Source organism: Streptomyces sp. Tue6028 (genome assembly GCF_002300165.1).
Taxonomy (GTDB): domain Bacteria; phylum Actinomycetota; class Actinomycetes; order Streptomycetales; family Streptomycetaceae; genus Streptomyces; species Streptomyces siamensis.
On sequence record NZ_MLCE01000035.1, the window covers coordinates 16596 to 28747 of the forward strand.

The following is a 12152-nucleotide window of genomic DNA, read 5'->3' on the forward strand; positions in this document are numbered from 1 at the left end:
CGAGGAGGGGTCGGCGGATCGCCGGAGGGAGCGGTATCGGGGGCTCCCCCGTACGACGGATACGGGACGCCGACTCACTCCGGGGAGGGAGGGCGGGAGGGTGCGGCCGGCCCGCGCGCGGTCACTTCTCGATCTGCAGCACCGACATCATCCCCGCGTCCTCGTGGTTGAGGATGTGGCAGTGCAGGACCGACTTGCCCGGATAGTCGAGGAACCGGATGCGGACGACCATGTCTCCCCGGGGCGGGACGTCGACGGTGTCCTGCAGGCCGTAGTTGGTCTGCGGCTTCCCGTCGATGCTCATCACCTGGAAGTCGTTGGTGTGGACGTGGAACGAGTGGACCTCGTCGCTGTCGTTCTTGACGGTCCACTCCTCGACGGTGCCGAGCTTGGCCCGGAAGTCGACGCGGTTGTGGTCGAACTGCTTGTGGTTGATGTAGAAGAGCGTGCCCGCCTTGTTCTCCGTGAAGGTGATCGTCTTGCGGTCCGCGACGGTCTCCTTGCCGAGGTCGTCCTCCGGGGCGAAGTCCGTGGGCAGGGCCGCGGGCCGCACCGGTTCACCTTCGGACCGGACCGTGGCCAGCGTCGCCCGGGGGAACCGGTTGCCGGCCTTTCCGCTGTTGTACGGCAGGGTCAGCAGTTCCGACGTGCCGGCCGCCGGCCCCTGGACGAGCACGTCGTAGCGGGCACCGGCGGGGATGACCAGGGAATCGACCGCGTACACCTTGCTCACCGGGTAGCCGTCCTGGGCGACGACGTGGAACTTGGTGCCCGGCAGCGCCACTTTGTAGAAGATGTTGGCCCCGACGTTCGCGAGCCGCCACAGCTGCGTCTCGCCCGGCCTGATCCTGATCCGCGGGTTCAGCTGTCCGTTGACGGTGCGGGTGGTGGGCGCGCCCATCTTCAGATGCGCGGTCTTGATCCGGTCGCCGACCAGCTGGAAGTCCTTGAGAGCCACGACGCGTTCGGTGATGCCGCGCAGCGGGGCGGGCAGGTAGTCGTCGAGGCCGTCGACCACGACGAGGCCGGCCATGCCGCCGGCGGTCTGCGCGGCGGACAGGGTGTGCGGGTGCGGGTGGTACCAGTACGTGCCCGGTTCCAGGCTCTTGGGGAAGGTGTACTCGTAGGTGAACTTCTTCCCCGGCGCGATCCTGAGGAAGACGTTGTCCGAGCGACCGACGGGCGAGACGTGCATCCCGTGCACGTGCAGGTTCGTCTGCTGGTCCAGCTTGTTCTCGAAGGCGACCTCCATGCGGTCGCCGGGCCGCAGTCGCAGCGTGGGCGGCGCGTACATGCCGTTGTACGTCAGCGCCCACACGTCGTTGCCCGCCAGGCGGACCTTCTTGCGTTCGACGACGATCCTGGTCCTGAGCAGTCCGTCCTTGCTCACGATCTGGGGCGGGTCGCGCAGGTCCTCGGTAGCCCGGGCGGTCAGGGCCGGCGACGGCGACAGGCTCGCCAACGGGACGGTCGACGCCGTCGCACGGCCGTGGGTGCTCGTCCCGGTGTGCCCGGTACAGCCCGCCGCCAGGGCGAGTACGACAAGTGCGGATCCGGTCACGGTCCGGGGTCGACGGGCGGGTGCGGACAAGCTGGACCCCTCTGGGCTGCGGCTGCGGGAAGCGGGCGGTCATGGGCTGCCATCATGCCTCCGAACCAGGAGAAAACGGTCATGATCCGAGGGGGTGGCGCGGGCGTCACCTTGATGAGCGAGGACCCTCCCGGACCCCCACGGCCCCGGGGCGACACGGGGCCGCCGCCCGGGAGGCACCCGCGTACGGGGCGCAGATGTGCGCACGGCTCCCTACGCTCGTAAGGGAACAGGTTTCTCGGGGCGTGCGACAACGGGCCGGACGACGACGGCCCCGGAGGAGACAGCCATGCGTGCCTCACTGATCCAGCTGTCCGTGGACGCGTCCGGCACGGCCGACGAGCGCCGGGACAGGGCGGCCTCCCTGGTCCGCGGCCGGGCGGGCGACGATCTGGTGGTCCTGCCGGAACTGTGGACGGCCGGAGCCTGGGCCTACGACGACTGGCAGCGCGACGCCGAGGGTCTCGACGGACCCACCACCGAGATCATGTCCGCCGCCGCTCGTGAGGCCGGCACCTGGCTCCATGCCGGAACGATCGTCGAGCGGGACCGGGACGGCACGCTGTACAACACCGCCCTCCTCTTCGACCGGACCGGCGACCTGCGCGGCAGCTACCGCAAGATCCACCGGTACGGCTTCGACACGGGCGAGGCGACCCTGATGGGCGGCGGCCGGGACGTCGTCACCGTGCCCACCGACTTCGGCGTCGTCGGCCTCGCCATCTGTTACGACCTCCGCTTTCCCGAACTCTTCCGCGGGCTGCTCGACGCGGGCGCCGAACTCGTCGTGGTGCCAGCCGCATGGCCCGCGGCGCGGCTGAACCACTTCCAGCTCCTGACCCGTACGAGAGCCCTGGAGGAACAGGTCTTCCTGCTGGCCTGCGACGCGGCCGGCACCCACGGCGGCATGCGGCAGGCCGGACACAGCGTGGTCGTCGACCCGTGGGGGACCGTCCTCGGCGAGGCCGGCGCCGGGGAGGAGACGGCGACCGTGGACGTCGACATGGCCGAAGTGGCCCGGATCCGCTCCGAACTCCCCGTCCTGCGCGACCGCGTCCTCGCGATCCAGGCACCCCGACAGCGGTGACCCCGGCGCGCCGTCGCACGCGACGGCACCGTGCTCGGCCTGGCAGGAGCCGGCGCGGCGCTACGGGGCGGAGCCGGGCGTCACCAGGCCCGTCTCGTACGCGCAGATCACCGCCTGCACCCGGTCCCGCAGCCCCAGCTTGCTCAGCACGTTGCTCACATGGGTCTTGACGGTGTGTTCGCTCACGAACAGCGTCGTCGCGATCTCCGCGTTGGACAGCCCCCGGGCGAGCAGCCGGAGGGTCTCCTCCTCGCGGGCGGTGAGCACGTCGAGCCGGGCCGGCGCCGGCTCGGGGACGGACTCGGCGCGGCGCCGCCGGATGATGTCGGCGACGAGACGACGCGTCACCGAGGGCGCGAGGAGCGAGTCGCCCGCCGCGACGACACGGACCGCGTGGACGAGGTCGTCCCGCCGGACGTCCTTGAGCAGGAAGCCGCTCGCCCCCGCGTAGAGGGCCTCGTACACGTACTCGTCGAGATCGAAGGTGGTCAGCATGACGACCTTGCAGCCGGACTCGGCGCACACCAGCCGGGCCGCCTCCAGGCCGTCCATACGCGGCATACGGATGTCCAGGAGCAGCACGTCGGGCGTGTGCAGCCGCACGGCGGCCACCGCCTCGACGCCGTCCCCCGCCTCCGCCACCACCTCGATGTCCCGCTGCGCCTCCAGGATCATGCTGAAGCCGCTGCGGACCAGTTCCTGGTCGTCGGCGACCACCACGCGGATGCTCACCCCAGGGCCGCCTGCCGGTCGACGGCGGCGGGCAGCCGTACGGCGACACGGAAGCCGCCGTCGGGACCGCCTCCCGTGTCGGCGCTGCCCCCGCAGGCCACGGCCCGCTCCCGGATGCCGATCAGCCCGTGACCGCCGGCCGGAGTCGCCGGACCCCGTGCGCCCGGCGAACGCGCCGGCCCCCGACCGTCGTCCGTCACCGTGAGCGTCAACGCGTCCTCCGTCCAGTCCAGTTCGACCCGCGCCGTGGAAGCGTACGCATGCTTCACGGTGTTCGTGAGCGCCTCCTGCACCACGCGGTAGGCGGCGACCTCGGTGTCCGGATGCAGCGGGCGGGGGCTGCCGGTCGTGCGCAGGTCGACACGCAGCCCGGTGGACTCCGTGACCTGGCGCACCAGTTCGCCGAGGGCGGCGGTGCCGGGCTGCGGCACCCGGGCCGAAGTCCCCTCCGCCGGTTCCTCCTTGAGGACCCCGAGGATCCGCCGCAGCTGCGTCATCGCGTCCCGCCCGCTCGTCGCGATCGCGTCGAAGGCGGCCTCGGCGCGCTCCGGATCGCTGCGCACCACCACCGGACCGGCCTCGGCCTGGACGACCATCAGGCTCACCGCATGGGCCAGGATGTCGTGCATGTCCCGGGCGATCCGGGCGCGTTCCTGCGCCGTCGCCCGCGCCGTGTCGGAGGCGCGTTCCCGTTCGAGACGACGGGCCCGGTCCTCCAGTTCGGCGGTGTACGCGCGTTGGACGCGGGTGAGGATGCCCAGCGCGTAGGCGCTCAGGAAGCTCGTGAGGTGGAACGAGTACTCGAAGGGCTGCGCGTGCTCCTTGGCCATCATCGTGAGCGAGGCGCCGACCAGCCAGGTCACCAGCGTTAGGCGGCGCTGCGCGGGCGGGCAGAGCGTGGCGACCGTGTAGAGGACCACCAGTCCGCCGTAGGCGACGTTCGGCGGTGGCGCGTGGTAGAGCGCCATCGCGGGCGTGCACAGCGACACCGCGCAGGCGGACAGGAAGGGCGCGCGACGCCGCCAGACCAGGGGTGCCGCCGTGCCGGCCGCCAGCAGGAAGCCCTGCCAGGTGAGCCGGTCGTCGCCCTCGTCGGGGAACATCCACTGGAGCGAGGCCGCGAACAGCACGAGCGCGGCGAGCGCGGTGTCGACGACGTACGGATGCGTCGTCCGCAGGCGCGAGCGGACCGACCGCCATCGGGAGACGGCGGGGGCGAACCAGGACTGGGCGGGCATACGCGGCTCCTCCGGGCACGGGCCGTCCCAGTATTCCGACCCCGTCATGCCGAAGTCCTCACCGACGAGAGGGATATCCGGAGCTCCGGCGACCCGCATCGCGCACTCAGCGGCTCGGGTCCGGGCGTGCCTCGGGCTGCCAGCCGAGCGCCCGGGAGATGCCGCGCGCCGCCAGCCGGACCGCCGGGACCAACGCCGGCACCTGAGCGTCGGCTTCGGGCACCACGACCGAGACCGCCGCGACGACCACGCCGCCCGCATCGCGTACGGGGGCCGCCACCGACAGGGCGTCGTCGGTGACCTGACGACTGCTCACGGCGACGCCGGTGCGGCGCACTTCGGCCAGCTCTCGGCGGAGCACGGCCGGGTCCGTCACGGTGTACGGGGTGAAGGAGGCCAACGGGCCCTCGCAGTACGCCTTCTGGAGACCGGGCTCGCCGTGCGCGAGCAGCGCGAGCCCCACGCCGGTCGCGTGCAGCGGCCAGCGCGCGCCGACCTGGATGCGGACACCGACCGCGGAGCGCCCCGAGATCCACTCGATGTAGACGACTTCGGAGCCGTCACGGACCGCCAACTGCACGTTCTCGTGGGTGGCTTCGTACAGGTCCTCCAGGTACGGCAGCGCGGTCTGCCGGAGCCCGAGGCCGCGCGGGGCGAGCGCCGCGACCTCCCACAGACGCAGGCCCACGTGGTACACGCCGTGCTCGTCGCGCTCCAGGGCGCCCCAGTCGGTGAGGGCGCCCACCAGCCGGTGGGCCGTGGTGAGGGTCAGTCCGGCCCGCCGGGAGATCGCCGTGAGGGACAGCGCCGTGTGCTCGTGGTCGAAGGCGGCGAGCACGGCGAGCAGACGGCCGGGCGCGGACTGCGCGGTCATGAGGCGGGTTCCCGCTACCTGAGCTCGTAGGAGTGGACCGTGGTGGCGACGACGCACGCGCCGGGCTGACGTCTCATCAATCACCTGCCACATCGACGAACACCGGGTTGGCATAGAACCACGTATCGGCCCAGGGGTCACCGTCGCCGGGCACGTGCGGGACCGGGCCGTGCGGGTCGACCGAGGCGCCGAGGTATCCGGCGCCGTTGCGGTTGCCGTCGCTGCCGCGCAGCCGGACGTAGAAGGACTCCTCGCCCGCGGTCAGCGGGATGCGCAGGGTGTACGTGCCCTTCCTGCCGGTCACGTCGAGGGTCCGCACGACCCGGGTGTCGGGCGCCCGCCAGTCGTCACGGTCGGCGGCGGGTCCGCGCACCGCGCCGCGGATCACGTCGACATGTGCCAACTCGGGCAGGATTCCTTGCGGGTTGGGGCGCGAGGCCGACGTCACCGTGACGGACAGCGTGAGCCTGTCGCCCCTGCGCACGCGCAGCCGCCCGCCCGTCGTGACGCCCCGGCCGTGGTCGCGGTCCCGCTTGAGCCGGACGTCGAGCCCGTCCAGCAGGTGCCCGTGGTCGACCCAGACCCGGCCGGCCCGCAGCCCCGCCATCACCGCGCGGTACCCGTACCGGGTCACGCCCACGTGCGTACGGCTGAACTGGCCGGGCCAGAAGTCGCCGCCCGGCTGCTGCGTGTCCGTGTTCACCGGGTCGGGCAGGCGCCCGGTGTTGTCGAAGTTCCGCCCCGGCGCCCAGTCGCCGTTCTTCCAGGTGTCGAAGACGACGCGGTGCACGTCGGAGTTGCTGGTGACGGTGAAGAGCCTGCCCTCCGCGAGCATCGCGTCCCACATGCCGCCCACGGTCGCCGTCATCCAGTCGAAGCCGCCGTACAGGACGTACGCGTCCTCCGGGTATCCGGGGAAGGAGTTCACGGACGGCTTGTTGACGTACTCGCCGCGCTGCTGTCCCGAGCCGACCCAGCCCGGTATGCCGCCGCCCTGGGCGCCGGGCGCGCCCTCCATGCCGATCATGATCTCGGGGGCCGCGTCCCGCCAGTTGCGCATCTCGTGCGGGGAGTCGATGCCCAGGCGCAGCGGGTGGTTGGCGAGGACGAGCACGTCGTCGACGTATCCCGTGCGACGCTGCTCGGCCAGCCACTTGACCGCCTCGACGGCGTGCGCCTCGTTGCGTGCCGTGTCCGGGTGCGAGGCCGCCCCGTCCGTGTAGCCGAGCAGCTTGCCGTCGTAGGCGAGCTCGAACCGGGTCAGCAGGTCCACCTCGTGGGGGCCGGGCGCCGAGAACACCGTGGCGTGCTCGGCGGCAGGGATGTACCACTCCAGGCCCTGGAAGATCAGCTGGCGCGGGTTCTCCGCGCGCGCCGCGACGATCTCCTGGTGCTCCAGCCGGGCCCCGTACTGTGCGTGGCCGACGTTGGAGTGCTCGTTGAAGACCATCCAGTCGAGGCCGTACCGGGCCCCCGCCCGGGCGAGCTGGGAGAACGTGTACTTCGCGTCGTGGCTGTAGACGGAGTGCACGTGGTGGTCGCCGACGAGGTGGGCGAGACGGGGGTCGTCGCCGCCGCAGCGCCGTCCGTCGGCCGCGGCGGGGGCCGCGAGCGGGCCGGCCGCGAAGGCGGCGCCGAACAGGCCCGCACGGCGCAGCAGTCCGCGCCGGGACACGCCCTGCGCGTCGAGGCGGGCGGGGGAGACGGACGGATCGGCCCAGGCGGGCAGCCGCTGCTCGGTCATCGGTGTGGGGTCCTCCGGGTCAGTGGTTCACCAACGGCGTGACGGGAAGGGCGCGTTCGACGGTCCGCACGCCGCCGTGCCGGCCCTGCGGGAGGGCGAGGCGGGCGGCGCGGGACGGGCGAGGCCGCGTCAGAGCAGGCGCAGCGTCCAGGACCAGCGGTGCGTGCCCGCCCGGACGAGATACGCGGCGGACGTGTCGGGCCCGCACGAGGCGGTGCCCAGGCCCCGGTGGGCGGCGTCGATGTGCACGACGCAGCCCGCCCGCGGCACCAGCTCGTCGTGGTGGGCGGCGGCGGCCAGGTCCTCGGCACCGAAGCGGGTCACGGACACCTGGCGCGGCGCGTCCAGGGCGACGGCGAGGCCGGTGGCGTCCGGCCCCGACAGCCTGAAGTTCCGTACGCCGTGCCGCCCGCCGCTCTCCTGGGGCCGCAGATACGGGGTGAACAGGTCGTCGACGCGGGCCCGGTGGTGGCCCACGGGCGCGCCCGCGCTCCGGTCCGGATACGACTCCCAGGGGCCCTGCCCGAACCACTCCAGGACGTCGAGCCCCGCGACGGTCTCGAACACCGACCCGACGCGTGCCACGTCGTCGAGCCCGTCCGGCAGTTCGGCCGACTCCTCGACCCGCACGCCGCCCGGGACACGTGTGAACACCTGCTCATGACGCACCACACCCGCCGGTGTGCCGTACTCGGCGACCACGGTGACGCCCTGGCCCGCACGGCGCACCGACACGACCTCACGCGTCAGCCGGTCGAGGCCCCACGCGCGCCAGCGCGCCGCCGTCCCACCGAGCTCGTCGTTGTCGGTCGGTGCCCGCCACAGGGAGAGAACCGGGGCCGCGGCCAGCAGCGGATGGACGAGCAGTCCGTCCTCGTCGACCTCGACGGGCGGGCCGTCCACGCCGGCGTCCGGCGCCGCGGCGGCAGGGCGCAGCCGGACCTGTGGCACGCACACCTCGGTGCCGCGCGGCGCCCACGGCTCGTCCACCGCCGTCGTCACACGCAGTGTCAGCCAGGCCTCGCCGCCGTCCTCCGGCAGGTCGAAGGGGACCGGCAACGAGGCGGACCCGCCCGGTGGTACGTCGGGCAGTTCTGCCGGAGCGGTCAGGGTGCCGCCGTCCGCGAGCGCGAGGCGCCACTCGGCCGCCAGCCGGTCGAGGCCCCGGAAGTGCCGGCGGTTGGTGATCCGCAGCCCGTCGCCCGCACGTTCCAGCCGCACCGGTGCCGCGATCTCGCGGTGCTCGTACATCACCGGTTTCGGGGTGCGGTCGGGAAAGACGATCCCGTCGGCGATGAAGGCGCCGTCGTGGATCGTCTCGCCGAAGTCGCCGCCGTACGCCCAGCGGTGGCCGGGCGCCGCGACACCTTCGGCGTACTGCCCGGCGCCACCGCGCCCGGCCGGTCGTCCGTCGTTCACACGCTGCAGGATGCCGTGGTCCCAGAACTCCCAGATGAAACCGCCCTGAAGCCCCGGGGTGGACTCGATGGCCGCCCAGTGGTCCGCGAGGGTGCCGTTGCTGTTGCCCATGGCGTGCGAGTACTCGCACTGGATGAGCGGCTTCGTCTGCTCGCCCGACAGCGCGTGCGCGACGCACTCCTCGACGGGCGCGTACATGGGGCACGCGATGTCGGAGGCGACCGTGGGGTCGGCCCAGCCCTGCTTGGCCGCACCCTCGTACTGGACCGGACGGGTCGGGTCCTGGCGGCGCAGCCGGCCCGCCGCGGCGTCGTGGTTGGCGCCGTAGTCGGACTCGTTGCCGAGCGACCAGACGACGACGCTCGGGTGGTTCCGGTCGCGCAGCACCATCCGCATGACACGGTCCACGTAGGCGGCCGTCCAGCGCGGGTCGTCGGCGAGTTCGTGGGCGTGGTCGTGGGCCTCGATGTTCGCCTCGTCGACCACGTAGAAGCCGAGTTCGTCGGCGAGGTCGAGCAGGGAGGGGTCGTTCGGGTAGTGGGCGGTGCGGATCGCGTTGAAGCCGAAGCGCTTCAGCACCGCCAGGTCCGCGCGCATCTCCGCGTACGTCACGGTGCGTCCGGTCAGCGGGTGGAAGTCGTGCCGGTTCACGCCCCGGAAGTAGACCCGCTCGCCGTTGACGAGCAGGTCCCGGCCGCGGATCTCGACCTTGCGGAAGCCCACCCGGTGGTGCGTGGAGTCGGCGACCGAGCCGTCGGCGCGGTGCAGCCGCACGGTCAGGCCGTACAGCTCGGGCGTCTCCGCGCTCCAGAGGCGGACGCCGGGGACGACCGTGCCGAGGCGCGCCTCGCCGAGGAAGCCGGAGACACGGCCGTCCTCCGCGTTGGCCCGGTCGAACGCGGTGTCCGGCGTCAGGGGCCGGCCGTCGAGTTCACCGGACACGGACCAGCCCTCCGGCAGCGTGCCGGCCGCGTGCCGCACCTGGCAGTCCACCCGCAGCTCCCCGTCGAGCCCGGTCCGCGCCGTCACGTCGGCCAGGTACAGCGGGTCGGTGGCGTACAGCAGGACGGAGCGGGTGATCCCGCCGTGCCACCACTGGTCCTGGTCCTCGATGTGCGAGGCGTCCGACCACTTGACGACGGTGAGCCGCACGGTGGCCCGCCGCCCCGGACGTACCACCCGTGAGAGGTCGAACTCGGCGGCGAGGTGGGAGTCCTTGGAGATCCCCACGGGCCGCCCGTCCACATGGACGAGCAACACGCTCTCGGCGGCACCGACATGGAGGACGATCCGGCGGCCGGCCCACTCGGCGGGCACGTCCACCTCGCGCTCGTACACGCCCGTCGGGTTCGCGGCGGGGGACGCGGGCGGGACGTCACCCCACGGCATCCGGAAGTTGGTGTACTGCGGCAGGTCGTCGGTGTCCTGGAGGGTCCAGGCGCCAGGGACCTCGGCCCGGGCCCACCCGCCGTCGGGCGCGTCGGGGGCCGGCAGCAGCTGGAAGCGCCAGTCGCCGTCGAGCGACAGCGCACCCGCCCGCCGGTCCACGGCGTTCATCGGCAGCCGCCCCCAGGAGGTCACCTCGGGTGCTTCCCAGGGGCGCAGGGCGATCAGCGGATCGAGGGCGTGCGCGCCGTCGGCCGTCGGACCGGGCATCAACGGATGGCCCCCTTGCCGAGGTCGCCGATGATCTGCTTGGCGCCGATCGCGAAGACGGCCAGCAGCGGGAGGAGGGCGAGCAGCGCGCCCGTCATGACCATCCCGTAGTCGGTCGTGCCGTGGACGCCGTTGAGCTGGGACAGGGCGACCTGGAGGGTCACGTTGTGCGGGTCGGTGAGGGCGATCAGCGGCCAGGCGTAGTCGTTCCACTGGCCCATGAAGGTGAAGATGCCGAGGAAGGCGAGGCCGGGCCGGACGACCGGGAGCGCCACGTGCCAGTACTGGCGCAGGAACCCGGCGCCGTCGAGCTTCGAGGCGTCGAGCAGTTCGTCGTGGATGGCGCTCCGCATGTACTGGCGCATCCAGAAGATGCCGAACGCGTTGGCGGCCGCCGGGACGACCAGCGCGGTCATCGAACCGATCCAGCCCAGCTTCGCCATGATCACGAACTGCGGGATCGCCTGGAGCTGCGCCGGCACCATGAAGATCGCCATCATCAGCGCGAACAGGAACCGGCGGCCGGGGAACCGGAACTTGGCGAAGACGAAGGCCGCCAGGGAGTCGAAGAACAGCACCAGGAACGTCACCGTGCCCGCCACCAGCAGCGAGTTGGCCATCGACCCGAAGAAGTCGACGTTGTCGAAGAGGTGGCGGACGTTCTCCGCGAAGTGGGAGCCGGGCAGCAGCTTCGGCGGATAGGAGAAGATCTCCGTCGAGGCGTGCGTCGACATGATCACGGCCCAGTAGAACGGGAAGACCGAGATCAGCAGGCCGACGACCAGGACCAGATGGAGCGCGACGCCCCGCTTCCGTGAACCCTTGATGGATGCCATGGTGGCGGGCTCCTAATCTTCGCCCCGGCGCTGCACCAGGCGCCAGTTGACGATCGAGAAGAGGACGACGACGAGGAAGATGCCCCAGGCGACGGCGGCGCCGTACCCGAAGTCGTTGTTGTCGAAGGTCTGCTGGAAGAAGTAGAGGACCATGGTCTGGCCCGCGTGTCCGGGGCCGCCCGCGAAGGACGAGTTGTTGTCCGTGGTCTGGAGCAGCACCTGCGGCTCGGAGAAGCTCTGCAGCCCGGTGACCGTCGAGATGACGAGCACGAAGAGCAGCACCGGGCGCAGCAGCGGCAGCGTGATCCGGAAGAAGGTCTGCACGGGTCCGGCGCCGTCCATCCGCGCCGCCTCGTACAGCTCGCCCGGGATCGTCTGCAGACCGGCGAGGAAGATGATCGCGTTGTAGCCGGTCCACTGCCAGGTCATCAGTGTGGCGATGGCGACCTTGATGCCCCAGGGCGTGTTCAGCCAGGCCACCTGGTCGAGACCGACGGCCTGCAGGAGAGCGTTGACCAGGCCGAAGTTGGTGGAGAAGACCGAACCGAAGATGATCGCGACCGCCACGATCGACGTGACGTTCGGCAGGAAGAAGGCGAAGCGGTACACGTTCTTGAAGCGGACCGCGGAGTTGAGCATCACGGCCGTGACCATCGCCAGGAAGATCATGGGGAAGGTGGCCAGCGCCCAGATGACGACGGTGTTCCCGATCGAGCTCCAGAACTGGCCGTCCGCGAGCAGGTACCGGTACTGCGACAGCCCCGCGTACTCCATCGCGCCCAGCCCGTCCCAGCGGTGGAACGACAGATAGAGCGAGAAGCCGACCGGGATCAGACCGAAGGCGAGGAAGAGCAGATAGAAGGGGGAGATCGCGGCGTACAGCCGCCAGTGGCTCAGCACGCCCTTTTTGGGGTGCGGAGCGGGTGCGGCGGCCAAGGGCGCCGGATGCGTCTCCACCACGGGTGCGGTAGCCAT

At 71.9% G+C, this 12152-nt stretch carries 9 protein-coding genes; 1 reads left to right on the forward strand and 8 read right to left on the reverse strand.

Features of this window, described 5'->3' with window-relative positions:
• Positions 1–121: 121 nt before the first annotated feature.
• On the reverse strand, positions 122–1561 hold the full coding sequence (locus BKI49_RS31865) for a multicopper oxidase family protein (RefSeq protein ID WP_257005039.1): 1440 nt from the start codon (positions 1559–1561) through the stop codon (positions 122–124).
• Positions 1562–1880: 319 nt separating this feature from the next.
• Here BKI49_RS31865 and BKI49_RS31870 point away from each other — a divergent pair, with 319 nt between their 5' ends.
• Positions 1881–2678 carry a carbon-nitrogen family hydrolase gene (locus tag BKI49_RS31870; RefSeq protein WP_095937767.1) on the forward strand — a complete coding sequence of 266 codons (798 nt, stop codon included), beginning with the start codon at positions 1881–1883 and terminating at the stop codon, positions 2676–2678.
• Positions 2679–2738: 60 nt separating this feature from the next.
• Here BKI49_RS31870 and BKI49_RS31875 read toward each other — a convergent pair whose 3' ends face one another.
• The 7 genes from BKI49_RS31875 to BKI49_RS31905 all read right to left on the reverse strand — a co-directional run bounded on the left by BKI49_RS31875 (position 2739) and on the right by BKI49_RS31905 (position 12152).
• Complete coding sequence (locus tag BKI49_RS31875) at positions 2739–3410, reverse strand: response regulator (protein WP_095937768.1); 672 nt, start codon at positions 3408–3410, stop codon at positions 2739–2741.
• The gene (locus BKI49_RS31880) at positions 3407–4648 is read right to left on the reverse strand and encodes a sensor histidine kinase (protein WP_095937769.1); all 1242 of its coding nucleotides are present in this window, start codon (positions 4646–4648) and stop codon (positions 3407–3409) included. Before BKI49_RS31880 ends, BKI49_RS31875 begins: the two co-directional genes overlap by 4 nt.
• A 106-nt stretch (positions 4649–4754) precedes the next feature.
• Positions 4755–5522 carry an IclR family transcriptional regulator gene (locus BKI49_RS31885; RefSeq protein WP_095937770.1) on the reverse strand — a complete coding sequence of 256 codons (768 nt, stop codon included), beginning with the start codon at positions 5520–5522 and terminating at the stop codon, positions 4755–4757.
• 76 nt (positions 5523–5598) lie between these two features.
• A complete protein-coding gene (locus tag BKI49_RS31890; RefSeq protein WP_095937771.1) occupies positions 5599–7266 on the reverse strand; it encodes a histidinol-phosphatase in 1668 nt (555 codons plus the stop codon).
• Positions 7267–7395: 129 nt separating this feature from the next.
• Positions 7396–10341, reverse strand: a complete 2946-nt coding sequence (locus BKI49_RS31895) for a glycoside hydrolase family 2 TIM barrel-domain containing protein (RefSeq protein WP_095937772.1) — start codon at positions 10339–10341, stop codon at positions 7396–7398.
• Entirely contained in the window at positions 10341–11177 is an 837-nt protein-coding gene (locus BKI49_RS31900) for a carbohydrate ABC transporter permease (RefSeq protein ID WP_095937773.1), read from the reverse strand. Before BKI49_RS31900 ends, BKI49_RS31895 begins: the two co-directional genes overlap by 1 nt.
• A 12-nt stretch (positions 11178–11189) precedes the next feature.
• A complete protein-coding gene (locus tag BKI49_RS31905; RefSeq protein WP_095937774.1) occupies positions 11190–12152 on the reverse strand; it encodes a carbohydrate ABC transporter permease in 963 nt (320 codons plus the stop codon).

Bases quoted from the DNA above. Each gene is read 5' to 3' on its own strand.
- BKI49_RS31870 (WP_095937767.1), top strand. From the start codon at position 1,881: ATGCGTGCCTCACTGATCCAGCTGTCCGTGGACGCGTCCGGCACGGCC.
- BKI49_RS31880 (WP_095937769.1), bottom strand. From the start codon at position 4,648: ATGCCCGCCCAGTCCTGGTTCGCCCCCGCCGTCTCCCGATGGCGGTCG.
- BKI49_RS31885 (WP_095937770.1), bottom strand. From the start codon at position 5,522: ATGACCGCGCAGTCCGCGCCCGGCCGTCTGCTCGCCGTGCTCGCCGCC.
- BKI49_RS31890 (WP_095937771.1), bottom strand. From the start codon at position 7,266: ATGACCGAGCAGCGGCTGCCCGCCTGGGCCGATCCGTCCGTCTCCCCC.
- BKI49_RS31895 (WP_095937772.1), bottom strand. From the start codon at position 10,341: ATGCCCGGTCCGACGGCCGACGGCGCGCACGCCCTCGATCCGCTGATC.
- BKI49_RS31900 (WP_095937773.1), bottom strand. From the start codon at position 11,177: ATGGCATCCATCAAGGGTTCACGGAAGCGGGGCGTCGCGCTCCATCTG.
- BKI49_RS31905 (WP_095937774.1), bottom strand. From the start codon at position 12,152: ATGGCTACCGCACCCGTGGTGGAGACGCATCCGGCGCCCTTGGCCGCC.